We start from the raw sequence: 23,429 nt of genomic DNA on the forward strand, positions 1-23,429 counted from the left end.
GTCTCCTTGGCCCGGGGCCACCGGGTACGACAGGATCGGCTCCCATGAACCTGCTGAACACCCTGGTGGACAAAGGGCTCCGGCGCGAGGCGCCGACCCGCGAGGAAGCCCTGGCCGTCCTCGCGACGACCGATGACGACCTGCTCGACGTGGTGGCCGCGGCCGGCAAGGTGCGCCGGCACTGGTTCGGCCGGCGGGTGAAACTCAACTATCTGGTCAATCTCAAGTCCGGCCTGTGCCCGGAGGACTGCTCGTACTGCTCGCAGCGGCTCGGTTCCACCGCGGAGATCCTCAAGTACACCTGGCTCAAGCCCGACCAGGCGTCCCGGGCCGCGGCGGCGGGGGTGGCCGGGGGCGCGAAGCGGGTCTGTCTGGTGGCCAGCGGGCGCGGGCCCACCGACCGGGACGTGGACCGGGTCTCCGACACCATCAAGGCCATCAAGGAGGGGAACGAGGGCGTCGAGGTGTGCGCGTGCCTCGGTCTGCTCTCCGACGGCCAGGCGGAGAGGCTGCGCGAGGCGGGCGCGGACGCCTACAACCACAACCTCAACACCTCCGAGGCGACCTACGGGGAGATCACGACCACGCACACGTACGCCGACCGGGTGGACACCGTCACCAAGGCGCACGCGGCCGGGCTCTCCGCCTGCTCCGGGCTGATCGCGGGCATGGGCGAGAGCGACGAGGACCTGGTCGACGTGGTCTTCTCGCTGCGCGCCCTGGACCCGGACTCGGTGCCGGTGAACTTCCTGATCCCGATGGCGGGCACGCCGCTGGCGAAGGAGTGGCACCTGACCCCGCAGCGGTGCCTGCGCATCCTGGCGATGACCCGGTTCATCTGCCCGGACGCCGAGGTGCGGATCGCGGGCGGCCGCGAGGTGCACCTGCGCACGCTCCAGCCGCTCGCCCTGCATCTGGCCAACTCGCTCTTCCTCGGCGACTACCTCACCAGCGAGGGACAGGCCGGCCGGGCCGACCTGGAGATGATCGCGGACGCCGGGTTCGAGGTGGAGGGCACCGGACAGGTGACCCTGCCGGAGCACCGGGCGGGCGGGTGCGGGACCCCCGGGGGCGACGGCGGCGGGTGCGGGGGCGCGCGGGCCGAGGAGTCCCGTACCGACCTGGTCGCCGTGCGGCGGCGCGGGGCGGGAACGGACCTCGCGCCCAATGCCTGACCGGACCGGCGAGGCCCGGGGGGAAGCGATGGACCCGGCGGCCGTGGCGGAGCTGCTCGCGCTCGACCGGCGGCACGTGTGGCACCCCTACGGACCCATGCCCGGCCGGCCGGACCCGCTCGTCGTCGCCTCGGCGAGCGGGGTGCGGCTGCGGCCGGCCGACGGCTCCGGGGACCTGGTCGACGCGATGTCGTCCTGGTGGTCGGCGATCCACGGCTACAACCACCCGGTGCTGAACGAGGCCGCGCGCGAGCAGTTGGGGCGGATGAGCCATGTGATGTTCGGCGGGCTCACCCACGAGCCCGCCGTACGGCTGGCCAAGCTCCTTGTCGACATGTCGCCGGACGGTCTGGACCATGTGTTCCTCGCCGACTCGGGGTCGGTGTCGGTCGAGGTCGCGGTGAAGATGTGCCTGCAGTACTGGCGTTCGCTGGGCCGCCCGGCCAAGCGGCGGCTGCTGACCTGGCGCGGCGGCTACCACGGCGACACCTGGCAGCCGATGTCGGTGTGCGACCCCGAGGGCGGCATGCACGGGCTGTGGTCGGGGGTGCTGCCGCGCCAGGTGTTCGCGGACGCCCCGCCGACGGCGTACGAGGAGTCGTACGCGGAGCACCTGCGCGCGCTCGTCGCGCTGCACGCCGACGAACTGGCCGCCGTGATCGTCGAGCCGGTGGTGCAGGGCGCGGGCGGGATGCGGTTCCACTCCCCCGCCTATCTGCGGGTGCTGCGCGAGGCGTGCGACGCCCACGACGTGCTGCTCGTGTTCGACGAGATCGCGACCGGGTTCGGGCGCACGGGGGCGCTGTTCGCGGCGGAGCACGCGGCGGTGACCCCGGACGTGATGTGTGTGGGAAAGGCGCTGACCGGCGGTTACCTCACCATGGCGGCGACGCTGTGCACGCCGCGGGTGGCCGAGGGGATCTCCCGGGGCGAGGTGCCGGTGCTCGCGCACGGGCCGACGTTCATGGGCAACCCGCTGGCGGCGGCGGTGGCGTGCGCGTCGATCGGGCTGCTGCTCGGGCAGGACTGGCTCGCCGAGGTGAAACGGATCGAGGCGGGCCTGCGGGACGGGCTGGCGGAAGCGGCCGAACTGCCGGGCGTGCGGGACGTCCGGGTGCTCGGCGCGATCGGGGTGGTGCAGCTCGACCACCCGGTGGACATGGCGGCGGCGACGGCGGCGGCCGTACGCGAGGGCGTGTGGCTGCGGCCGTTCCGCGACCTGATCTACACCATGCCGCCGTACGTCACGGACGACGCGGACCTGGCGCGGATCGCCCGCGCGGTGTGCGCGGCGGCGCGGGAGGGATGAGATGCCGGTACTGGTGATCACGGGGACGGGCACGGAGGTCGGCAAGACGGTGGTGACCGCGGCGCTCGCCGCCGCGGCCTCGGCCGCCGGACGGTCGGTGGCGGTGCTCAAGGCCGCGCAGACGGGGGTCGGGCCGGACGAGCCCGGCGACGCGCGGGAGGTGGCACGGCTCGCGGGCCCGGTGACGGTCGCCGAGGTCGCCCGCTTCCCGGAGCCGCTGGCGCCCGCGACGGCCGCGCGCCGGGCGGGATCGCCGCCGGTGCGTCCGCACGAGGTGGCGGACGCGGCGGCCGGCCTGGCCGCCGAGCACGACCTGGTGCTGGTCGAGGGCGCGGGCGGGCTGCTCGTACGGTTCGACGCGGCAGGCGGCACGCTGGCGGACGCGGCGTCGCTGCTGCGGGCGCCCGTGCTGGTGGTGGCGCCCGCCGGGCTCGGCACGCTCAACGCCACCGAGCTGACCTGCCGTGAGCTGCGCTCCCGGGGGCTGACCCCGTCGGGTGTCGTCGTCGGCAGTTGGCCCGCGGCGCCGGACCTGGCCTCGCGGTGCAACCTGGTGGATCTGCCGGAGGTGGCCGGCGCGCCGCTGCTGGGCGCCGTGCCCGCCGGGGCCGCCGCCCGCTCCCCGGCCGGGTTCCGGGCGGCGGCGCCGGGATGGCTGGCGCCGCGACTGGACGGCACCTGGGAGGCGGCGGAGTTCGTCGGGCGCGAGGGGGCTTGAGGGGGCGGCCGGGGCGGGCGCGCCGGGCACGCCGGGCCCGCCGACCGCGCCGACTGCTGCGACCGGCGGGAAGCGGCGGCCGCCCGCGGGGGTGCGCGGACCTCTCCCGGGGGACACTCCTGTGAGGCGCTGCCGCCTGGTGAGGGAGGTCTCATGCCGTTCCGCTCCGCGGGGAAGCCGGGGAAGCCGGGGAAGCCGGGAGAGCCGCGGCACCAAGATGCCGTGCACCATCCCAGGTTCGCCCGCCGCTACGCCCGGCTCAGCGTGGCCGCCGAGACCCGGATGGGCGTGGGTGCCGTACGGGACCGGCTGCTCACCGGGGTCTCCGGGCGGGTGATCGAGATCGGCGCGGGCAACGGGCTGAACTTCGCGCACTACCCGGGTTCCGTCTCCGAGGTCGTCGCCGTCGAACCGGAACGGCTGCTGCGGCGGCTGGCGGTGGAGGCCGCCCTGCGCGCCGAGGTGCCCGTCGACGTGGTGCCGGGCGCCGCCGAGGCGCTGCCGGTCAAGAGCGAGGCCTTCGACGCCGCCGTGGTCTGCCTCGTGCTGTGCAGCGTCCGCGACGTGCAGCGGACGCTCGCGGAGCTGCGGCGGGTGCTGCGGCCCGGCGGCGAGCTGCGGTTCTTCGAGCACGGCCGAGGTGGCGGGCGCGCGATGCGCCTCACCCAGCGCGCCCTGGACCGGACGGTGTGGCCACCGCTGTCCGGCGGCTGCCATGTGTCCCGGGACCCGGTCGCCGCGCTGCGCCGGGCCGGTTTCACGCTCGGCCCCTACCGGCGGACCCTGCTGCCGGAGAAGGGACCGCGCCTGCCCACCTCGTACTGCGTCCTGGGCACGGCCTGGCCCGCCGGGGACGCGGGCTGACCCCCGGCGCAGACCTGTGCCGGGTGTCCGGATGCCGGAATCCCGCTTCCGCGCGCGCCGCGCGTGATGGGATCGGCCCATGAGCGATCTGCGGATACGGGCCGCCGGCCCGGAGGACCTGGACACCGTGCTGGCCTTCTGGAAGACGGCCGCCGAGGGCACCAGCATCAGCGACGACCGGGACGGCGTGGAGCGGCTCGTCGCCCGCGACCCCGAGGCACTCGTCCTGGCCGAACAGGACGGCGAACTGGTCGGCACGGTCATCGCGGGCTTCGACGGCTGGCGGTGCCATCTCTACCGGCTCGCGGTCCGGCCGGACCGGCGCCGCCGGGGAATCGGCTCGGCCCTGCTGGCCGCCGCCGAGGAGCGGTTCGTGCGCCTCGGGGGGCGGCGCGGGGACGCGATGGTGCTGGTGGACAACGAACGGGCGGGGCACGCGTGGCGGGCGGCGGGCTACCGACCGGAGGAGCACTGGCGGCGCTGGGTGAGACATCTCGGGGCGCGGTGATCCGTTCGGCGGGCCGCGCGGGCATCTTCTGCGCCTGCCGGGTCACTCTCTCGACCATGACCCCTGCCGAACGTCCGCCCGTCCGCCGCCCCGCCGGTGGGCGACGGCGCGCGTGCCGCGCCCCGCTGCCCGATCATGGCACGGAGGTGAACCGATGACCGAAGTGCTCCTGCTGCTGGCGGCCGTCCTGCTCTCACTCGCCTGCGGCGCCTTCGTGGCGGCGGAGTTCTCGCTGACCACCGTGGAGCGCGGCGAGCTGGAACGGGCGGCGGCCGGCGGGGACCGCGGCGCGGCGAGCGCCCTGAAGGCCGTGCGGAACCTGACCTTCCAGCTCTCCGGGGCGCAGCTCGGCATCACGGTCACCAACCTGGTGGTCGGCATGCTCGCCGAGCCGTCGATCGCCGCGCTGCTGGCGGGCCCGCTGCGGGACCTGGGCGCCTCCCCCTCGACCGCCTCCTCGATCGCGCTGGTGGTGGGCACGGCCCTGTCGACGGTGGTCCTGATGGTCGTCGGCGAACTGGTGCCCAAGAACTGGGCGATCTCCTCGCCGCTCGCGGTCGCGCGGCGGGTGGCGACGCCGCAGCGCTGGTTCAGTGCCGCCTTCCGGCCCTTCATCAGCCATCTGAACACCACCGCCAACCGCGTGGTGCGGCGCTTCGGCGTGGAGCCCGCGGAGGAGCTGGCCTCGGCGCGCGGGCCGCAGGAGCTGGCGGCGCTGGCCCGGCACTCCGCGAAGGAGGGCGCCCTGGAGGCGGACACCGCCGAACTCTTCGTCCGCACCCTGAACCTCGCCGACCTCACCGCGGAGCACGTCATGACCCCGCGCGTGCAGGTGATCGCCCTGGAGGACCGGGCGACCTGCGAGGACGTGGCGAACGCGACCCGGGCGACCGGGCTGTCGCGGTTCCCGGTGTACCGGGACAGCCTGGACGCGGTGGTGGGCACCGCGCACATCAAGGACGTCCTCGCGGTGCCGGCCGAGCGCCGGCGGCAGGTTCCCGTCGCTGAGCTGATGCGGGAGCCGCTCCTGGTGCCCGAGTCACTGACCGTCGACCGGCTGCTCGACCGGCTCTCCGGCCGGCGGACGATGGCGGTGGTGATCGACGAGTACGGCGGCACGGCGGGCGTGGCCACGCTGGAGGACATCGTGGAGGAGGTCGTCGGCGAGGTCCGTGACGAGCACGACCCGCACGAGACGCCCGAGCTGGACGCGGCCGGCACGGACGCGGGAGGCCACGCGCTCTACCGGGTCGACGGCTCGGCCCGGGTGGACCGGCTCGCGCGGCTCGGGCTGAGGGTGCCGGAGGGGCCGTACGAGACGGTGGCCGGGCTGGTCGCGGCCGAGCTGGGCCGCATCCCGGCGGCCGGCGACACGGTGGAGGTGACCGGCTGGCGGCTGGAGGTCGTGGACGCGGCCGGCCGCCGGGCCGCCCGGGTGCTGCTGCACGCCCCGCTCGACGCCGAGCGCACCGCAGACGCCGGAGACGCCCGCGACAGTGGTGGCAGCGGCGACAGCCGTGACACCGGAGACAGCGATGACGGGGAGGCCGGGCGGTGACGGTCGTACAGCTTGTGATCGGTCTGGCGACGCTCGTCGTCAACGGGTTCTTCGTGGGCGCCGAGTTCGCGCTGATCTCGGTGCGCCGCAGCCAGATCGAGCCGCACGCCGAGGCGGGCGACCGGCGCGCGCGGCGGGTGCTGTGGGGTCTGGAGCACGTGTCGGCGCTGATGGCGGCGGCCCAGCTCGGGATCACCCTGTGCACCCTGGTGCTCGGCATCGTCGCGGAACCGGCGATCGCGCATCTGCTGGAGCCGGTGTTCCACGCGATGGGCCTGCCGTCCGGCGCCGGGCACCTGGTGTCGTTCGTGATCGCGCTGGCCGTGGCCACCTACCTGCACATGCTGCTGGGCGAGATGGTGCCCAAGAACATCGCGCTGGCGGAGCCGGTGCGCAGCGCGCTGCTGCTCGGACCGCCGCTGGTGGGGCTGTCCCGGGCCCTGAAACCGGTGATCTTCACGGTCAACGCCTTCGCCAACGGGCTGCTGAAGCTGTTGCGGGTCGAGGCGAGGGACGAGGTGGCGGCGGCCTTCACGGACCGGGAGCTGGCCGAGATCGTCAAGGACGCCGGTGCGGCGGGCCTGATCGACGACCGCGCCCGGGAGCGGCTGAACGACGCGCTGGAACTGGGCCGGCGGCCGGTGCGGGACGTGGTGCTGCCGCTGGAACGCGTGGTGCACGCGCGCGTGGGCATCACCCCGGAGGGGCTGGAGCGGCTGTCGGCCGGTTCCGGGTTCTCCCGCTTCCCGGTGGTGGACGACGGGCGTCGCATCGTCGGCTACCTCCATGTGAAGGACGCGCTGGACGCCTCACCGCGGGACGCGGCGTTCCCGCTGGACGACATGCGGCCCGTGGCGCGGGTCCGGGAGAGCACGCCGCTCGACGACGTGCTCACGGCGATGCGGCGGAGCCGGACCCATCTGGCGGCCGTCCTCGGGACCGACGGGCGGCTGGCGGGCCTGGTGACCATGGAGGACGTGCTGCGGGAGCTGTTCGGACGCCGGGCCTGACGCCTGGCCGACGCCGGGCGGGCTCCGGGTGGGGGTGGCGTACCGCGACCGACCGGCGAGTATGCCGTCGGGTGCCTCGGTATACCATCTCTGTCGCCATGCAGACGCAGACAGACTCCCCGGACCCCACGTACACCAGCCTGGTCGCCGTCGGCGACTCCTTCACCGAGGGCATGTCGGACCTGCTGCCCGACGGCACCTACCGCGGCTGGGCCGACCTCCTCGCCGCGCGGATGGCCGCCCGCACCCCCGGCTTCCGCTACGCCAACCTGGCCGTGCGCGGCAAGCTGATCGCCCAGATCGTCGACGAGCAGATCGAGGTCGCCGCGGCGATGGGCCCCGACGTGATCACCCTGGTGGGCGGCCTCAACGACACCCTGCGGCCCAAGTGCGACATGGGACGGGTGCGCGACCTGCTGACCGAGGCCGTGGAGCGCCTGGCCCCCGCCTGCAAGCAGCTCGTACTGATGCGCAGTCCTGGCCGGCAGGGGCCGGTGCTGGAGCGTTTCCGGCCGCGCATGGAGGCGCTCTTCGCCTGCGTCGACGACCTGGCCCAGCGGCACGGCGCCCTCGTCGTCGACCTGTACGGGGCGCGGTCGCTGGCCGACCCGCGCTCGTGGGACGTGGACCGGCTGCACCTGACCGCCGAGGGCCACCACCGGGTCGCCGAAGCCGTCTGGCAGTCGCTCGGGTACGAGGCGGAGGACCCCGAGTGGCACGCGCCGATGCCGGTGGCGCTGCCGCCGGGCTGGATGCTGCGGCGGACCTCGGACCTGCGGTTCGCCCGGCATCATCTGCTGCCCTGGATCGGCCGCCGGCTGACGGGCCGCTCCTCCGGCGACGGACGCCCGGCGAAGCGACCCGACCTGCTGCCGTACGAGGGGCCCGGCGGAACCCACCTGTAGAACGCCTGTGCGGTGTCCGGGGAGCACCTGGGCGCCCGGCCTCACGGGCCCAGACGGCCGGGCTCCCGTTCCGGGCCCCCGGGGGCGTCGAGGACGGCCCGCGCATCGGGGATGTCGAGGGCGTCGAGGGCGTCGAGCCAGAGTTCCGGCAGGCGGTCCCCTCCGGTGAAGGCTCGGTCGTGCACCACGGTGAACCGGCGGGTGTCCTCGTAGCCGGTGAGGGAGACGTAGCACAGCAGGCCGCGGGTGATGCCGGTGAACATGGCGGCCGCCGTGACGCGCCCGCCGAGACAGGTCAGCGGAGTGGGGAAGGCGACGCTGCTGGCGTAGAGGGGGGTGGTGCGGGGCAGCGCCATCCGGCGGACGAACCAAGCGCCGGCGGCGTCCGGCACCGCCGACAGAATGAGCCGCATCGCGTCACGCTGGCCGGCCGCGGTGGCGAGAGCCGTCTGCCGGTGCACCTGCCGGAGGCAGTCGGCGGGTGCCGGGAGGTGGCTCGGGAGCAGCACGCGCATGGCCACGACCTGGTTGCCGGGGAGGTGTTCCTGGCCCGCGGTCCGGGTGGACATCGGTACCAGCGCCGGCAGCGGGGGGCAGCCGCCGGAGGTGGTTCCGCCGCCGTTCAGGGAGCGGAACGCCCGGGCCAGTGCGGCGAGGTAGACGTCGTTCACCGTCGTGCCGCGCGCCCGGGCCAGGGCGCGCAGCCGTCGCGCCGGGACGTCGGCGTGGACCAGCACCGGCCGCCCCGCCGGTGGGGCGCTGAGCCGGGGCCAGTGCGGTACCGGCCCCCAGGAGGCGGTGAACTGGCCGGTCACCCGGCGCAGGGCGGCCCGGGTGGGGCGCCGCGGGAGGTGCGGGTACGGTCCCCGGTTGCCGGGGCCGCCCAGCAGCGCCGCGACGGTGTGCGCCGCGCCCACTCCGTCCTGGAGGGCGTGGTGGATGCGGTAGCAGAGCCGGTAGGCGTGCGGATCGGTGCCCCGGATGAGCCACAGGTCCCAGGGAGCCGCGTCTTTCGAGGGCAGCGGGGCGTTGAGGGCGTGGTGGCCCGTCGCGGCCTGCGAGGGGGTGTGCGGGTCGGGGAGGAGTTCCTTGACGTGCGTGCCGACCGGCGTGGGCGGGGCCGGGGGGATCGTGCCGTCGCGGCGGGGCAGCAGGCGGTGCAGTGCGGGCAGGTGCGGCAGGCGGCGGGCGGCCAGGTCGCGGAGCGCGTCGAGGGAGGGCGGCGGGCCCTGCACGTCGAGGAGGAAGCCGACCGGCAGGTCGTCGCCTCGGGAGGCCCACATCGCGCTGCGGTCGACGGCGGTGGCCTTCGGCGGGGGTTCGGCCATGTCGGCTCCTGGAGTGGTCGGGGGTGCCTGGCGGTGCCTGGCGGTGAACATCACCGTGTACTGCGCGGTGGCGTGGCTCATGGCCGGGAGAAGACGAGGACCACGTTGTGGCCGCCGAATCCGAAGGAGTGGCTGACGGCGACTTCCACGCGCTGGAGCCGTGGCCGCCGGGTGACGCAGTCGATGTCGAAGGCGGGGCCGGCGCCGAGGTTGGCGGTGGGCGGAACGGTCTGGTGGGTCAGTGTCTGGATGGTCAGGACCGCCTCGATCGCGCCGGCGGCGCCGAGGGTGTGGCCCAGTACCCCCTTGGCGGAGGTGACGCTGGGGCGGTGCGGGAGCGTTCTCGCGATCACCGCGGCTTCGGCACGGTCGTTGAGGGGGGTGGACGTCCCGTGCGCGTTGACGTGATCGATGTCCGCCGGCCTGACGCCGGCGTCCCGTGCCGCCTGCCGCAGCGCCGCTTCCGCGCCGGGCGAGCCGGGCGGCGGCGCGGTGGGATGGTGGGCGTCGGTGCTGCCCGCGCATCCGGCCAGCAGGGCGTGGACACGGGCGCCCCGGGCCCGGGCGTCGGCCGCCCGCTCCAGGACCAGCACGCCCGCCCCTTCGCCCATCACGAATCCGTCGCGGTCCGCGGCGAAGGGCCGTGAGGCCCCGGTGACGTCGTGCCCCCGGGTGGACAGGGCGCCCATGCGGTAGAACCCGGCCACCACCAGGGGGGTGACGGCCGCCTCGGTGCCTCCCACCACGGCGATGTCACAGGTGCCGGCCGCGAGCAGGTCGCGGGCCAGGGCCAGGGCGCTGGCCCCGGAGGCGCAGGCGGTGCTGGTGGCCAGGCTGGGTCCCTGGGCCTTGAGGTCGATCGCGACCTCGCCCACCGCCATGTTGGAGATCACCAGGGGGATGGTGAGCGGTGAGACGTGTTCGGCGCCCTGCCGGGCGAACACGTCGCTCTGCCGCTGGAAGGCGTCGCTGCCGCCGATGCCGCAGCCGATCACGACCGAGACCCGTGACCCGTCCCACGCGCCGGGGTCGAGGCCCGCGTCCCGCACGGCGTCCCGGGCGGCGAGGACCGCGAGTTTCGCGAAGCGGCCCATGCGCCAGACCTTGCGCCCGACCCGGTCGTCCAGGTCGTCCACCTGGACCTGGCAGGCGAAGTCGACCTTCGCACCGCGCAGTTGCGGTACCCGGGTCGCCAGGGACTCGCCGCGGCAGACCGCGGCCCAGGTGGCATCGGCGTCGCCGGCGCAGGTGAGCAGGCCCATGCCGGTGACGGCGATGCCGGGGCGGTTCACGCGGCATCGCTCCCGCCGGCGTCGGCGCGGGCCTGCAAGCGGTCCACCAGTTCGGCGAGGGACGACGAGGTCCCGGCGTCCCGCTCCTCCAGCTCGATCCCGGTCTCTTCCCGCAGGACGAGGGCGAACTCGGCCAGCGCCAGCGAGTCCATCTCCAGTTCTTCCAGCGTGCTCTGCGGGGAGATCAGTTCGGCGGGGACACGGAACTTCTCGGTGAGGATGCCGACGATGACGGCGTAGACGGGGGGCATGGTGGTACCTCTCTGGGGGGGATGTCCGCACGCGCGCGAGGGCGTGCGGGGTTCGGGTGAGCGGCGCCCGCTCACCAGCGGACGACCATCGCTCCGGCGCTCGCTCCGCTGGCCAGGCCGAAGAGGCCGACGAGGTCTCCGGGGGCGAGCCGTCGCTGCTCCACCGCCCGGGCCAGTTGCAGGGGGAGGGTGGCCGTGCCGACGTTCCCGTGCTGCGCGAAGGTCGGGATCACCTTCGCCGGGTCGACGCCCAGGGTCTGGCAGAAGAGCCGGGTGAAGGCGGTGGACGCCTGGTGGACGCAGACCAGGTCCAGTTCCTCCATCGTGACGCGCAGACCGTCCAGCGTGTCACGGCCCGCCCGGTCCATTCCGGCGAAGGAGGCGACCAGCGCGTCGGAGTCGATGCGCAGCACACGTTCCCGGTCGTCACCGAAGTACGGGTTGACCATCGTGGCGGCCGGCCAACCGCCGGAGTTGGCGAAGAACTTCGCGCCGACGATGCCCGGGGCGGTGCCCGCTCCGAGGAGGACCGCCGCGCCCATGTCACCGGCGGTGAGGCTGGACAGGGCGTGGATCCACTCCGCGCGCTCCGGCAGCGTCCAGCGGCTGAGCCGGCTCCCCGTCTCCCCCGTCACGATCAGCACGCGCCGGTGCTGGCCCGTCCTGATGAGGGCGTCCGCCACGTGCATGGCGTCCAGCACTCCGTTGCAGGCGTTCTTGATGTCGAAGACCGGGGCGGTCACCGCCAGTTTGTGCGCGACGATGTGGGCGGTCGCCGGCTCCTCCATGTCCTCGCTGACCGCCGCGTAGATCAGCAGGTCGACGGCGGAGGACGGCAGGCCGGCGGCGTGCAGGGCCTGGCGTCCGGCGAGGGCCGCGAGGTCCGAGGGCCATACCGTGTCGGGGACGGTGCGGCGCTGCCGCAGTCCGTACATCTGCTGAAGGGTTCCGGGCAGCAGGGAGCCGGCGGGGTTCCTGGCCCGCAGGATCTCCTCGATCTGCTGTGCCGTCTGGAAGTCCTCGGGCACATGCACGGAAACCTGAAGGATTCTGCTGTACGTCGTCACGGTGGTCTCCCTCGTGCGCGGTGCGCGGTGCGCGGTGCACATGAGTGCGTGAGTGGTGGGCTCCACGGGAGCGGGAGCGCCGGCGGCGGGCCCGGGTGAGGGGCAGGGGGTGAGGGGGGCGAGGGGCACGCGGCGAGGGGGCCGGGGGGCTCAGCCGCGGAGTTCCGCTATGGCGTCCTGCCACAGCTCGGGCAGGGCTTCCGGACGGGGCACCGGAACGTGCGGGGCGACCGCGAAGCACAGCGTCGCGGTGCCGTTGTACGTGGTCATGGCGGCGGCGACCTGATGGCCGGGCGGCAGGGGCCCCAGGGGGTGGACGGCTTCGACGCGGCGGCCTCCCACCCGGAGCGGGCGCCGGGGGCCGGGAGCGAAGGTGGCCACCAGTGAGACCAGCCGGGGGTCGAGTCCGCGTGCGACGAGCAGGGAACCGCACCGGGACGGCACCAGGTCGGCCAGCGCCGACCAGGCGGGCCGGGGCAGTTGCCGCCGGGCCCGGCGGCCGGCGGCGGTCACCGCGGCGAGCCTGGCCGCGGCGTCCGCCTCGGCGCAGGGCAGGTCGATGTGGGCCGCCGTGTAGTGGTTGCCCAGGGTTCCGTGCCGTGGCGGACGGCGGAGGTCGAAGGCGGCCAGCGCGCGGACCGGTGACGGCGAGGGACGGCGCAGTCCCGGGGACCAGGCGCGCAGGGCGCCGGTGAGGGCTGCCAGGAACACGTCGTTGCGGGTGGCGCCGATCCGCTCCCCCACCGCGTCCAGCTCGACGAGTGGGAGGCTCGTCGCGAGGAGCCGGGCGGCCCCGGCCGGTCCCGCGGGCCCCTCGGGTCCCGCGGGCCCCTCGGGTCCCGCGGGCCCCTCGGCCAGGCGGCGCGCGTCCCGGCCGGCCCTGAGGTAGGAGGAGGCGGACCGCAGCGCGGGCGCGGCCTGGCGCAGGCGCGACAAGGCGTTGGTGGACGGCGCGGGAAGCGGCCCCGTGCGCTGCTCAGCGGTGGGGGTTCGGGTCCCGGTCGGGGTTCGGGCCCCGGTCGGGATTCGGGTTTCGGTCGGGATTCGGGTATCGGGGCATGGCCCGTCCGGGTCGAGGAGCGTCGCCAGGGCCGTGAGCGCGGCGCCGTCCGCGAGACCGTGGTGCACCCGGAAGACCAGCGCGAACTCGGTGCGGCCGTATCCGTCGACGATCCGTACTTCCCAGGGCAGGGCGGGCAGGGGGCGCGTGAGGATTTGTTCGACGGTGCGCCACAGCCCTGCCGTCCCGCTCCCGGAGGTGATCGTCTCGATGAAGAGCCGGGTGCCGGGGAGCGAGGCGGTGAGTGACGGCCACCCCGCGCCCCCGCAGCGCCGCAGCGTGGCGTGGAGGGGAGTGTCGATCCGGGTGACCAGCCGCAGCAGTGCGGTCTCGTCCGGCCGGTGGCCCCGGCAGCGCAGGACCGCCCCGAGCGCCATGGAGTGGTCCTGCCAGGTCTTCGGAGGACGGAAGAAACCCCGGTCGATGAATCCGGCCTTCGGAGGAGGGAGAGGAGTGGGGAGGGGGGCGGGCATGGATGTCTCCCGTCGTAGCGGGGCGGCGGCGGTCCGGGGCCTGTCCGACAGTCGGGAAGCTGACGGACGGCCCCCTAGCGCAGGCTTCCGAGCATCCGTTTCACCAGTGGTGCCAGCAGGGCCGGTGCGGGACGCAGACCGGACGAGACCTCTTTGAACCCGTCGCTCCAGCGCAGAGGGGTGACGGCTTCGGCGACGGCGCTCCAGTACGCGTCGGCGCCCACCAGGTAGCGAGCCCGTGGGCGCGGTGCGGTCAGCGCGCGCCGGATGGCCTCCGCGACCACCTCGGGGCCGGGAAATCGGCTCGCCAGCCGGACGATCCCGCCGGTCATCCCGTAGTGGCCGGTGAAGTCGGAGTCGCGATAGGCGTCGATGTGCCGGGCGGAGGTGTGCCACAGGGGGGTGTCGATGATGCCCGGTTCGATCAGGACCACCCGTACGCCGTCCCGGGCCGCCTCCATGCGCATCGCGTGGCTGAGCCCCTTGAGCGCGTGCTTGCTCGCGCTGTACCAGCCGAGGAACGGCACGCCGAGCCGGCCGGCGATGGAGGAGACGTTGACGATGCGGCCGCACCCTCGCTGCCGCATGACGGGCAGGACCAGCGAGGCGATGCGGGCGGGGGCCAGCAGGTTGACGTCGAGCAGTTCCCGGACCTGTTGTTCGCTGGGGTCGTCGACCGCTCCGGGCAGCGCGACCCCGGCGTTGTTGACCACGGCCCACGGGCCGCCGCCGGTCATGCCGGCGATCCGGCTGAACGCCGCACGGCAGGAGGCCGGGTCCGCGACGTCCAGCAGTTCGGTACGGAGCGCCAGCGACTCCGCTCCGGCCAGCGCGCGGAGCGGCTCGGCCTTGGCGTCGGTGCGGACCGTGCCGATCACGTCGAACCCCGCTCGTGCCAGAGTCAGCGCCGTGGCCCGGCCGATGCCGCCGCTGGCACCGGTGACCACCACTGTGCGTCCCACTGAAGTGACCTTTCTGTTGTCGCGCCGGCGAGGACCGCCGCGCCTCGCGTTTCATCGACGGCTGCGCAGCCAGCACCGCAGGGCGGTCGCCGCCAGCGCCGTGTGCAGCACCTTCCGCACCCGTGCGTCGGCCCGTTCGCCGAACAGGGACACCCGGCGCTGCACCTGGTCGACCTGCACCGTCAGTTCGCCGTCGGCGAGCCGGCCCAGGACGCTACGGGCGTCGCTCAGCGCGAGTCCCGATCCGGCGACGAGGCTCATGGCCAGGCGGGCGATCTCGGTGCTCGACGCCAGCTCGCGGGCGCAGCCCGCGACGAGACCCGGCATGCACTCGGTGAAGGTCTCCACGACCGACAGATCGGGGGCGAGATGGCGTACCGAGCCCTCCAGGTTGGCGAAGGACCGGCCCACGATCGACACCAGGGGGTTGACCTGGATGCCCCGCCGGGAGGAGAGGAGCAGCACCTTGGTGAGCTTGGCCCCGAAGTCGAGCTGGTTCAGGGAGGAGAAGAAGACCTGGGGCACGAGCAGCGCCATGTCCTGCCGGAAGGCGGCGATGTCGGCGTGCTGGGTGCCGCGGCACATCTCCGACCAGCTCTGGGCGACGACGTGGCTGTCGTTCTGGGCCAGCCCGATCATGACGAGGAGGAGGGACATGCTGAGCCGTCGGTCGACCCGTCCCGCCATGCCCCAGTCGATGATCGTCACGGGGCCGCCGGGCTGGACGAAGATGTTGCCCGGATGAGGGTCGGCGTGGAAGACCCGGTCGAGGAAGTAGCCCTTGCACATGAAGTCGAACAGCTCGCGTCCGATGGCGGACCGCTCGTCGTCGTCGAACGCGTCGGGGTCGGCGTCGCGGATGCTCGTCCCCGGCGCGAGGCTCTGGATCAGGACCCTCGGAGTGGCCAGGACGACGTCGGGGACCCGGATCCGCTCGTACCCGGTCGCCGCTTTCCGCGCCAGTTCCATGGTGCGGGCCTCGGCCGTGAAGTCCAGCTCGGTCGACATCGCGTCCAGGACGGCGCCGAGCAGGGACTCGACGCCCAGGGAGTCGTCGAGCAGGGGTGCGCGGCGCGCGAAGACCCTGGCGGCGAACCGGGCGATCCGCATGTCGTCGTCGACCGTGCCCTTGATGCCGGGCCGCTGGACCTTGACGACGACTTCCCGGCCCCCGGTGAGGCGGGCGCGGTACACCTGCGCGATGGAGGCGGACCCCAGCGGTTCCACCGCGTCGAACTCCTTGAATTCGGCGGCCCAGTCAGACCCGAGTTCCGCCCGCAGAACCGGTTCCATGCGGGCGAAGGGCAGGGGTTCCGTACGGTCGTGGAGTCGTTCGAGTTCTTCCGCGACGTCGGCGGGGACGAGGTCCGGGCGGGTCGAGAGGAGCTGTCCGATCTTGATGTAGAAGGGCCCCAGCGATTCGAGGGACGCTCGTACCCGGGCGGCGCGGGAAGGGCCGCTCTCGGCGAACTCGTACTGTTTTCCGGCCAACCGGTCGAGTCGCTGCCGTACCTCCTGCTCCGCCAGCTCTCCGAGGACTGTTCCCAGGAACCGGACACGCGCACCAAGCAAGAGTCCGCCTTCCGACGCCGCCCCGCGTGACCTCAGGTCGCGCCCGAGGCGTACTTCGCATTCTGAAGCGCTGTGGCGTTGCGGTCATTTTCAGAGTGCGTCACCGGAATACTCGCGTCCACCCTTGCTCGGGGGCGTGCGGGAGTGACCGGGGCGCACTCGCTCAGCCATGTCCGTGGCCCGTGGGGAGGGCGGGTCCGCTCGGTGGTCCGCCGCGGCGCGGGGGCCGCACGGACGATTCGGGGTCCCCTGGGACGCCGGGTAAACTCCGTGCACGTGACTTCCGCTCCCGCCAAGCCCCGCATCCCGAACGTCCTCGCCGGCCGTTACGCCTCCGCCGAGCTAGCCACGCTCTGGTCCCCCGAGCAGAAGGTGAGGCTGGAACGGCAGCTCTGGCTCGCCGTGCTGCGGGCGCAGAAGGACCTCGGCATCGAGGTGCCCGCCGAGGCGATCGACGCCTACGCGCGCGTGCTCGACCAGGTGGACCTGGCCTCGATCGCCGAGCGCGAGAAGGTCACGCGGCACGACGTGAAGGCGCGGATCGAGGAGTTCAACGACCTCGCCGGGCACGAGCAGGTGCACAAGGGCATGACCTCCCGGGACCTCACCGAGAACGTCGAGCAGCTCCAGGTCCGGCTCTCGCTGGAACTGGTCCGCGACCGCACGGTCGCCGTGCTCGCCCGGCTGGGCAAGCTGGCCGGTGAGTACGGCGAGCTGGTCATGGCCGGCCGCTCCCACAACGTGGCGGCGCAGGCCACGACGCTGGGCAAGCGTTTCGCCACCGCCGCCGACGAGCTGCTCGTCGCCCACGGCCGGGTCGAGGAGCTGCTCGCCCGCTACCCGCTGCGCGGCATCAAGGGCCCGGTCGGCACCGCCCAGGACATGCTGGACCTGCTCGGCGGGGACATGGACCGGCTCGCGGAGCTGGAGGACCGGATCGCCGGTCACCTGGGCTTCTCGCAGGCGTTCACCTCGGTCGGCCAGGTCTACCCGCGCTCGCTGGACTACGAGGTGGTGACCGCGCTGGTGCAGCTCGCGGCGGCCCCGTCCTCGCTCGCGAAGACGATCCGGCTGATGGCCGGGCACGAGCTGGTCACCGAGGGCTTCAAGCCGGGCCAGGTCGGCTCCTCGGCGATGCCGCACAAGATGAACACCCGCTCCTGCGAGCGCGTCAACGGCCTGATGGTGATCCTGCGCGGCTACGCGTCGATGACCGGCGAGCTGGCGGGCGACCAGTGGAACGAGGGCGATGTGTCCTGCTCCGTGGTGCGCCGCGTGGCCCTCCCCGACGCGTTCTTCGCGCTCGACGGGCTGCTGGAGACGTTCCTGACGGTGCTGGACGAGTTCGGTGCCTTCCCGGCCGTCGTCGCCCGTGAACTGGACCGTTACCTGCCGTTCCTCGCCACCACCAAGGTGCTCATGGGCGCGGTGCGGGCGGGTGTCGGCCGTGAGGTCGCGCACGAGGCGATCAAGGAGAACGCGGTCGCCACGGCGCTCGCCATGCGGGAGCGGGGCGCCGAGCGCAACGACCTGCTCGACAAGCTCGCCGGCGACGAGCGTCTGCCGCTGGACCGGGAGCAGCTCGCCGCGCTGATGGCCGACAAGCTCTCCTTCACCGGTGCCGCCGCCGGCCAGGTGGCCGCCGTCGCCGGCCGGATCGAGGAGATCGTCAAGCAGCACCCCGAGGCCGCGGGCTACACGCCCGGCGCGATCCTCTGACGCGCCCCGTGGCCCGCTTCACACCGGCCGAACTGGAGGCCGCCCGCGACCGTCTGCTGCCGGACGTCGTCGCGGACGGCCTGCACGTCCTGTTCTGCGGCATCAACCCCGGTCTGCTGTCCGCGGCGACGGGCCACCACTTCGCCCGGCCCGGCAACCGCTTCTGGCCGGTGCTGCACCTGTCCGGATTCACCCCGCGCCTGCTCAGGCCGTCGGAACAGCAGGAGCTGCTGTCCTACGGGCTCGGCATCACCAATGTCGTCGCGCGGGCGACCGCGCGGGCCGACGAGCTGACCGCCGAGGAGTACCGCGAGGGCGGCCGGCTGCTCGCCCGGAAGGTGGCGCGGGTGCGGCCCCGCTGGCTCGCCGTGGTGGGCGTGACCGCGTACCGCGCGGCCTTCGACGACCGCAAGGCCCGGGTGGGCCCGCAGGAGCGGACGTTCGGCGCGACCCGGGTGTGGGTGCTGCCCAACCCGAGCGGGCTGAACGCCCACTGGACGGCGGCGACCATGGCGGAGGAGTTCGCCCGGCTGCGGGCCGCCGCGGAGGCGTAGGTCTGGGCGGGGCGTGGGTCAGGGCGGAGGCGTCTGCGTGACGACGGCCACGAGCTGGACCTCGTCCTCCTCGTCCCGGTCGGTGACGGCGACGGCGATCCAGCGGCCGGTCCCCACCGCCTCCCAGAGCCAGGCCACCCGCGCGCGGACGCTCAGACCGGCCCAGGGCTCGGGTATCTCCCCCTCATGCTCGGTGCGCAGCAGGATCGTCTGGAGGTTGAGCGGGTCCGCCCGGCCCCAGCGAACGGACAGGCGCTCCTCGACGGCGTCGCGCTCCTTCTCGAACTGCTCGACCGTCACCGCGCGTTCCGCCCCGTCGCCGCCCCTGAGGCCGTGGCTGCCGCGCAGCACCGCGAGATGGTGCCGGACCGCGAGCTGGGCGCGGGGTGCCGCGGCGCCGACGGCCGACGGGCCGTGCTCCGCCGGGAAGGGGCGGGAGCACAGCTCGTCGACGAGGGCGAGGTGCCGTGCGATGTCCATGGCTCCAGTAAAGCGCCGCCCACTGACAATTGGCTGCGCGTCAGGCGTCCCAGCGACTCAGCCGCCACACACCGGCAAGCAGGACGGCGCCCGTCCACAGCGCGGTCACGGCAAGTCCCGACCAGGGGCCGAGACTTCCGTCGTACGTCTGGTGCACGACGATCTGACCCGCCTTGTCGGGCAAGTGGGCCGGGAGGCGCGGCAGAGCACGTCGGGGCCGCCGCGGGGCTCTGTTCCTGCCGTCGCTCCCAGCGAAGGTCCCGGTCACCGCACCCTTTAGGCTGGCCGGATGCCGGTCACCGTTCTGCTCGTCGACGACGAACCCCTCGTACGCGCGGGTCTGCGGGCCGTGCTGGAGGCGCGGCCCGACATCGAGGTGCTGCGGCTGATGGCGCGGGGCATGTCGAACGCGGAGATCGCCACGCGGCTGGTGGTCGGGACGGAGACGGTGAAGTCGCATGTCAGCGCGGTGCTGGCGAAGTCGGGGGCGCGCGACCGCACTCAGGCGGTGATCGCGGCCTACGAGTCGGGGTTCGTGGCGCCGGGCTGAGTGGGCGGCGGCGCACGGGCGGGGCCGCCGGGACGCTCGCCCGGACCGGGTGCGCCGAGTACGATCCGGCCAACACGCGCACGAGCTGGGAGGACGGACGTTGGGGCAACTGACCGGCGGGGACCCCTCACTGCTGCGGAGGATCAACTCCGCGGTGGTGCTGCACGCGCTGCGTGCCACGGACTGCGCGACGCTGACGGAGATCACCCGGGTGACGGGCCTGTCCCGGCCGACCGTGGAGGGCGTGGTCGACGGGCTGATCGAGGGCGGGCTCGTCGTGGAGACGGCGCCGGAGGAGGGCACGGCCCGGCGGCAGGGGCGGCCGGCGCGGCGGTTCCGGTTCCGGGCGGAGGCGGGGCATCTGCTGGGGCTGGAGATCGGTCCGCACCGCGTCTCGGCGCTCCTGGCCGACCTGGACGGCCGGGTGATCGGCGCGCAGGCCAAGGATGTGGACGAGGGCGCCGGTGCGGACGAGCGGCTGGAACGGTTGCGCACCTCGGTCGCGGAGCTGCTGCGGCGGGCCGGTGTCGCGCGCGGTTCGCTGCGGGCGGTGGGGGCCGCGACGCCGGGGATCGTGGAGGCGGACGGCACGGTGCGGCTGAGCACCGCGCTGCCCGAGTGGACGGGGCTGCGGCTGGGCGAGCGGCTGAGCCGTTCCTTCAAGTGCCCGGTGCTGGTGGAGAACGACGCCAACGCGGCCGCGGTCGCCGAGCACTGGAAGGGCGCGGCCGCCGACTCCGACGACGTGGTGTTCGTGCTGGCCGGGCTGAGCCCGGGGGCCGGTTCGCTGATCGGCGGGCGGCTGCACCGGGGGTACGGCGGGGCGGCCGGGGAGATCGGCGCGCTGCATCTGCTGGGGCGTGAGGTGACACCGGAGACGCTGCTGTCGACCACCGACGAGCCGCTGCATCCGCTCGACGAGCAGGCGGTCGCCGCGGTGTTCGCGCAGGCCCGGGAGGGTGACCGGCGGGCCCGCGCGGCCGTCGACCGCTTCCTGCGGCGCCTGGTCCACGATGTGGCGGCGCTGGTGCTCGCCCTCGACCCGGAACTGGTCGTGATCGGCGGCTGGGCGGCCGGCCTCGACGGTGTGCTGGAACCGCTCCGGCACGAGCTGGCCCGGTACTGCCTGCGTCCGCCGCGGGTGGCGCTGTCCCTGCTCGGGGAGGCCGTCGTCGCGACCGGTGCGCTGCGGCTGGCGCTCGACCACGTCGAGGAGCAGCTCTTCGCGGTCGAGGGGACGACGGCCCGCCGCTGACGGCTCCGCCGGGGCCGGGGGTGTCCGTTCCGGTGGGTGTTCGGGGGTGTTCGAGCGCCGTCCCCGCCGTCAGGACGCCCGGGGCTCCGGGGTGTCGTGTATCTCCACGTCGCCCGAGTCGCCGAAGGTCAGCCGGCAGGTGTCGGCGCGGTAGGTGGCGACGGAGAGCGCGGCGGTGCGCTTCCCGGTGGACCAGCGGGTGGTGACGACGAGGACGGGGGCGCCGGGCAGCCGGTCCAGCTCCCGTGCCTCGTCGGCGCCGGCCGAGCCGAGTTCGACGGCGCTCTCCTGCCGCTCCAGTTCCAGGTGGTGCAGGGCGCGCAGCACGGCACGCGCGCGTGGAGCCCCGGCCGGCGTGTCGATCGCGGACAGGGCGGGGACGGCCGGAGACGGGACGTAGAGCAGTTCCGAGGCGACCGGCCGGCCGTGGGTGACCCGGGAGCGGCGCACGGTGTGCACGGGCTGCTCGCGGTCGGTGCCCAGCGCCTCCGCGACGGTCGCGGGCGGCGGCGCCAGCTCGCTGTCGAGCGGCTCCCACACGTCACCGGCCGCGCCGGGCCAGGCGTGCGGGCGGTCGCCGACGGCCACGCCCACGCGCGGCGGGGCGACGGTCGTGCCGACGCCCCGGCGCCGCTGGAGCCGGCCTTCCAGTTCGAGCTGTTCCAGCGCCTGGCGGAGCGTGGCGCGGGCGACGCCGAACCGGGCGGCGAGATCACGCTCGTTGGGCAGCACCTCGCCCACGGAGAACTCCGAGTCCAGAGCCTCGCTGAGCACCGTCCTGAGGTGCCAGTACTTCGGTTCCGGCACCGTTTCGAGCTGCGTGGTCCCCACCCTGTCCTCCGCATTCGCCGTGGTCCGGCCGCGTTTTCAGCGCCTTGTTTATTAAAGGTTGTTGCACTTCTCAGCGACCATAGGACGGCCCCCACCCTTGGTCAAGACCAATCCCGGCCTGTGGACGCGCCCGGCCCAGAGCCAGGCGGATCACCGGCCCCGCCGCCGGGTTCGAACAGAAGCGCGGCACGGGTCTACCCGCCGGTAGCCTTTACTGACACTCTGTCTACGAACGATTTCGAGACGCGCCCCCGACAAGGAGTTCCATGTCCGCCACCGTCTCCTTCACCGCCCCCACCTCGTACGGTCCGCAGGAGGTCACCGTCTCCTACGCGCGCGTGGGCCGCGGCGAACCGCTGCTCCTGCTGCACGGCATCGGCCACCACCGGCAGGCGTGGGACCCGGTGATCGACATCCTGGCGACCGAGCGCGACGTGATCGCGGTGGACCTGCCGGGGTTCGGTGCCTCGCCCGCGCTGCCGGACGGCGTGCCGCACGACCTGCCGACGACGACCGCCGTGCTCGGCGCGTTCAGCGCGGCGCTCGGCCTCGACCGGCCGCACGCCGCGGGCAACTCGCTCGGTGGCCTGCTCGCCCTGGAGCTGGGCCGCCAGGACCTGGTCCGCTCCGTCACCGCCCTCTCCCCCGCGGGCTTCTGGACCCAGGCCGAGCGCCGCTATGCCTTCGGCGTCCTGAAGGGCATGCGCGGCACCGCCCGGCGGCTGCCGCTCCCGCTGGTCGAGCGGCTGTCGCGGACGGCGGCCGGCCGCACCGCCCTGACGAGCACCATCTACGCCCGCCCCGGCCGCCGTTCCCCTCAGGCCGTGGTCGCCGAGACGCTGGCGCTCGCCCGCGGTACGGCGTTCGCCGAGACGCTGCGGGCCGGCCGCGAGGTCCTCTTCACCGATGACGTCTCCCGCATACCGGTCACCGTGGCGTGGGGCAGCCAGGACCGCCTGCTGATACCCCGGCAGGGTCTCCGCGCCAAGCGGGTGCTGCCCCGGGCCCGGCTGATACGGCTGCCCGGCTGCGGTCATGTCCCGATGAACGACGACCCCGCGCTCGTCGCCCGGGTCCTGCTCGACGGCAGCCGGGCTCAGGAGGCCAGCGCCTCCAGGACGACGCTGAGGGCGGTCGCGTTGTAGGGCATGCTCACATGCGGCGTGCGGTCCTCCGGGTCGATGTCCTGGATGACGACGTTGCGCACGTGCCGCCCCTCGGTCTCCGCCAGGGCGCACGAGGTGTACGGGGTGACCACGTCGTCGTAGGCGGTGGCGACGACCGTGTGCCGCACGCCCTCGGTCGTCTCGCCCAGTCCGGCGAGTTCCCGCTGGAAGGCGTGGTCGTGCTGGAGCTGCGGCCAGGCGGGGACGGTCTGGCCGATCACGCCCCGCTCGACCAGTTCGACCGCGCCGGGGATCTGGCGGGCGAGGTTCATCAGGCCCTGGGCGGTGATGCCGTGGTTGCTGGGCGCGATGCCGACGAAGTTGTGCACCTTCGGGCCGCCGCCCAGCGCGTTCAGGTAGTAGCGCGGCATCATGCCGCCCTGCGAGAAGCCGACGATGTCGACCTTCTCGGCACCGGTGCGCCGCAGCACCTCGTCGACGAACGCGCCGAGCTGCCGCGCCGACTTCCTGATGTCACCGAGACCGAAGATCACCGGGTTGAGGTGTTTGCCGTAGTCGAGACGGAAGACCCGGTGGCCGTTGCGGCGCAGCAGGGGCACCGCCGAGGTCCAGGTGTAGCCGCGGTTGCCGAACGTGCCGTGCACGAGCACCACCGGGCGCGGGTGTTCGGCGGTGAGCGGCAGATCCCAGTCGTCCTTGCCCGCCTCGATGTCGACGGTGGTGACGAGCTGGGCGCCGGCCACCTCGGTGAGGGCGGCCGCCCGGTGGCGGGCCGCCTCGAAGTCCGTGGCGATGTCGTCCGTGTTGAGGCCGGGAAGGCGGGGGCGGAAAGCACACACGGTGTTTCTCCTCTCCTGCGGA

At 74.0% G+C, this 23,429-nt stretch carries 22 protein-coding genes and 2 pseudogenes; 13 read left to right on the forward strand and 11 right to left on the reverse strand.

Going from position 1 to position 23,429, the window contains the following annotated elements:
* Positions 1-44 precede the first annotated feature (44 nt).
* The 8 genes from bioB (at position 45) to ABEB00_RS27260 (ending at position 8,047) form a co-directional block, all read left to right on the forward strand.
* The gene (gene bioB / locus ABEB00_RS27225) at positions 45-1,175 is read left to right on the forward strand and encodes a biotin synthase BioB (protein ID WP_345623009.1); all 1,131 of its coding nucleotides are present in this window, start codon (positions 45-47) and stop codon (positions 1,173-1,175) included.
* Positions 1,168-2,484, forward strand: coding sequence for an adenosylmethionine--8-amino-7-oxononanoate transaminase (locus ABEB00_RS27230; RefSeq protein WP_345623010.1), 1,317 nt, complete (start codon positions 1,168-1,170; stop codon positions 2,482-2,484). Before bioB ends, ABEB00_RS27230 begins: the two co-directional genes overlap by 8 nt.
* Position 2,485: 1 nt before the next feature.
* Positions 2,486-3,202 (forward strand): dethiobiotin synthase, encoded by a 717-nt coding sequence (gene bioD / locus ABEB00_RS27235; protein WP_345623011.1) that lies wholly within the window; start codon positions 2,486-2,488, stop codon positions 3,200-3,202.
* 153 nt (positions 3,203-3,355) lie between these two features.
* Positions 3,356-4,066 (forward strand): class I SAM-dependent methyltransferase, encoded by a 711-nt coding sequence (locus ABEB00_RS27240; RefSeq protein WP_345623012.1) that lies wholly within the window; start codon positions 3,356-3,358, stop codon positions 4,064-4,066.
* Between the two features lie 79 nt (positions 4,067-4,145).
* Positions 4,146-4,574: a GNAT family N-acetyltransferase gene (locus ABEB00_RS27245; protein WP_345623014.1), complete on the forward strand. Its 429-nt coding sequence runs from the start codon at positions 4,146-4,148 to the stop codon at positions 4,572-4,574.
* Positions 4,575-4,728: 154 nt separating this feature from the next.
* Entirely contained in the window at positions 4,729-6,132 is a 1,404-nt protein-coding gene (locus ABEB00_RS27250) for a hemolysin family protein (protein WP_345623015.1), read from the forward strand.
* The gene (locus tag ABEB00_RS27255; protein ID WP_345623016.1) at positions 6,129-7,142 is read left to right on the forward strand and encodes a hemolysin family protein; all 1,014 of its coding nucleotides are present in this window, start codon (positions 6,129-6,131) and stop codon (positions 7,140-7,142) included. The genes ABEB00_RS27250 and ABEB00_RS27255 overlap by 4 nt, the downstream gene beginning before the upstream one ends.
* A 98-nt stretch (positions 7,143-7,240) precedes the next feature.
* Complete coding sequence (locus ABEB00_RS27260) at positions 7,241-8,047, forward strand: SGNH/GDSL hydrolase family protein (RefSeq protein ID WP_345623017.1); 807 nt, start codon at positions 7,241-7,243, stop codon at positions 8,045-8,047.
* Positions 8,048-8,088: 41 nt separating this feature from the next.
* Here the strand turns inward: ABEB00_RS27260 and ABEB00_RS27265 are convergent, their stop codons facing one another.
* From ABEB00_RS27265 to ABEB00_RS27295, 7 genes are all read right to left on the reverse strand, one after another.
* Complete coding sequence (locus ABEB00_RS27265; protein WP_345623018.1) at positions 8,089-9,456, reverse strand: WS/DGAT domain-containing protein; 1,368 nt, start codon at positions 9,454-9,456, stop codon at positions 8,089-8,091.
* Entirely contained in the window at positions 9,453-10,667 is a 1,215-nt protein-coding gene (locus tag ABEB00_RS27270; RefSeq protein ID WP_345623020.1) for a beta-ketoacyl-[acyl-carrier-protein] synthase family protein, read from the reverse strand. Before ABEB00_RS27270 ends, ABEB00_RS27265 begins: the two co-directional genes overlap by 4 nt.
* Positions 10,664-10,918, reverse strand: a complete 255-nt coding sequence (locus tag ABEB00_RS27275) for an acyl carrier protein (RefSeq protein WP_345623022.1) — start codon at positions 10,916-10,918, stop codon at positions 10,664-10,666. The genes ABEB00_RS27270 and ABEB00_RS27275 overlap by 4 nt, the downstream gene beginning before the upstream one ends.
* Before the next feature lie 71 nt (positions 10,919-10,989).
* On the reverse strand, positions 10,990-11,985 hold the full coding sequence (locus tag ABEB00_RS27280; RefSeq protein ID WP_345623023.1) for a 3-oxoacyl-ACP synthase III family protein: 996 nt from the start codon (positions 11,983-11,985) through the stop codon (positions 10,990-10,992).
* A 150-nt stretch (positions 11,986-12,135) separates the two neighbouring features.
* Positions 12,136-13,518, reverse strand: coding sequence for a WS/DGAT domain-containing protein (locus ABEB00_RS27285; RefSeq protein ID WP_345623024.1), 1,383 nt, complete (start codon positions 13,516-13,518; stop codon positions 12,136-12,138).
* A 74-nt stretch (positions 13,519-13,592) separates the two neighbouring features.
* Positions 13,593-14,480 (reverse strand): SDR family oxidoreductase, encoded by an 888-nt coding sequence (locus ABEB00_RS27290; protein WP_345623025.1) that lies wholly within the window; start codon positions 14,478-14,480, stop codon positions 13,593-13,595.
* Between the two features lie 51 nt (positions 14,481-14,531).
* A complete protein-coding gene (locus tag ABEB00_RS27295) occupies positions 14,532-16,052 on the reverse strand; it encodes an ABC1 kinase family protein (protein WP_345623027.1) in 1,521 nt (506 codons plus the stop codon).
* Positions 16,053-16,328: 276 nt separating this feature from the next.
* Between ABEB00_RS27295 and purB the strand changes: the two genes are divergently transcribed.
* Both purB and mug read left to right on the forward strand, forming a co-directional pair.
* Positions 16,329-17,771, forward strand: coding sequence for an adenylosuccinate lyase (gene purB, locus ABEB00_RS27300; RefSeq protein WP_345623028.1), 1,443 nt, complete (start codon positions 16,329-16,331; stop codon positions 17,769-17,771).
* 8 nt (positions 17,772-17,779) lie between these two features.
* A complete protein-coding gene (mug, locus tag ABEB00_RS27305; protein WP_345623029.1) occupies positions 17,780-18,325 on the forward strand; it encodes a G/U mismatch-specific DNA glycosylase in 546 nt (181 codons plus the stop codon).
* A gap of 18 nt (positions 18,326-18,343) precedes the next feature.
* Here the strand turns inward: mug and ABEB00_RS27310 are convergent, their stop codons facing one another.
* Together ABEB00_RS27310 and ABEB00_RS27315 are read right to left on the reverse strand one after the other, a co-directional pair.
* A complete protein-coding gene (locus tag ABEB00_RS27310) occupies positions 18,344-18,805 on the reverse strand; it encodes a hypothetical protein (protein WP_345623030.1) in 462 nt (153 codons plus the stop codon).
* A gap of 40 nt (positions 18,806-18,845) precedes the next feature.
* Positions 18,846-18,989, reverse strand: a pseudogene (locus tag ABEB00_RS27315) (ABC transporter permease); the annotation flags it as partial.
* Between the two features lie 186 nt (positions 18,990-19,175).
* Here ABEB00_RS27315 and ABEB00_RS27320 point away from each other — a divergent pair.
* Positions 19,176-19,355, forward strand: a pseudogene (locus ABEB00_RS27320) (response regulator transcription factor); the annotation flags it as partial.
* Between the two features lie 100 nt (positions 19,356-19,455).
* Complete coding sequence (locus ABEB00_RS27325; protein WP_345623033.1) at positions 19,456-20,610, forward strand: ROK family transcriptional regulator; 1,155 nt, start codon at positions 19,456-19,458, stop codon at positions 20,608-20,610.
* 69 nt (positions 20,611-20,679) lie between these two features.
* Here the strand turns inward: ABEB00_RS27325 and ABEB00_RS27330 are convergent, their stop codons facing one another.
* Positions 20,680-21,441, reverse strand: coding sequence for a GntR family transcriptional regulator (locus ABEB00_RS27330; protein ID WP_345623034.1), 762 nt, complete (start codon positions 21,439-21,441; stop codon positions 20,680-20,682).
* Between the two features lie 266 nt (positions 21,442-21,707).
* Between ABEB00_RS27330 and ABEB00_RS27335 the strand changes: the two genes are divergently transcribed.
* The gene (locus tag ABEB00_RS27335; protein ID WP_345623035.1) at positions 21,708-22,586 is read left to right on the forward strand and encodes an alpha/beta fold hydrolase; all 879 of its coding nucleotides are present in this window, start codon (positions 21,708-21,710) and stop codon (positions 22,584-22,586) included.
* Here ABEB00_RS27335 and ABEB00_RS27340 read toward each other — a convergent pair.
* Positions 22,538-23,407, reverse strand: a complete 870-nt coding sequence (locus ABEB00_RS27340) for an esterase/lipase family protein (protein ID WP_345623036.1) — start codon at positions 23,405-23,407, stop codon at positions 22,538-22,540. The genes ABEB00_RS27335 and ABEB00_RS27340 overlap by 49 nt on opposite strands.
* Positions 23,408-23,429: the final 22 nt, after the last annotated feature.

This window comes from Streptomyces ziwulingensis (genome assembly GCF_039542605.1).
GTDB lineage: Bacteria > Actinomycetota > Actinomycetes > Streptomycetales > Streptomycetaceae > Streptomyces > Streptomyces ziwulingensis.

Coding starts and splice junctions, on each gene's coding strand:
- ABEB00_RS27240 (WP_345623012.1), top strand. CDS start 3,356: ATGCCGTTCCGCTCCGCGGGGAAGCCGGGGAAGCCGGGGAAGCCGGGA.
- bioD (WP_345623011.1), top strand. CDS start 2,486: ATGCCGGTACTGGTGATCACGGGGACGGGCACGGAGGTCGGCAAGACG.
- ABEB00_RS27230 (WP_345623010.1), top strand. CDS start 1,168: ATGCCTGACCGGACCGGCGAGGCCCGGGGGGAAGCGATGGACCCGGCG.
- ABEB00_RS27285 (WP_345623024.1), bottom strand. CDS start 13,518: ATGCCCGCCCCCCTCCCCACTCCTCTCCCTCCTCCGAAGGCCGGATTC.
- ABEB00_RS27245 (WP_345623014.1), top strand. CDS start 4,146: ATGAGCGATCTGCGGATACGGGCCGCCGGCCCGGAGGACCTGGACACC.
- ABEB00_RS27265 (WP_345623018.1), bottom strand. CDS start 9,456: ATGAGCCACGCCACCGCGCAGTACACGGTGATGTTCACCGCCAGGCAC.
- ABEB00_RS27250 (WP_345623015.1), top strand. CDS start 4,729: ATGACCGAAGTGCTCCTGCTGCTGGCGGCCGTCCTGCTCTCACTCGCC.
- ABEB00_RS27310 (WP_345623030.1), bottom strand. CDS start 18,805: ATGGACATCGCACGGCACCTCGCCCTCGTCGACGAGCTGTGCTCCCGC.
- ABEB00_RS27335 (WP_345623035.1), top strand. CDS start 21,708: ATGTCCGCCACCGTCTCCTTCACCGCCCCCACCTCGTACGGTCCGCAG.
- bioB (WP_345623009.1), top strand. CDS start 45: ATGAACCTGCTGAACACCCTGGTGGACAAAGGGCTCCGGCGCGAGGCG.
- ABEB00_RS27260 (WP_345623017.1), top strand. CDS start 7,241: ATGCAGACGCAGACAGACTCCCCGGACCCCACGTACACCAGCCTGGTC.
- ABEB00_RS27275 (WP_345623022.1), bottom strand. CDS start 10,918: ATGCCCCCCGTCTACGCCGTCATCGTCGGCATCCTCACCGAGAAGTTC.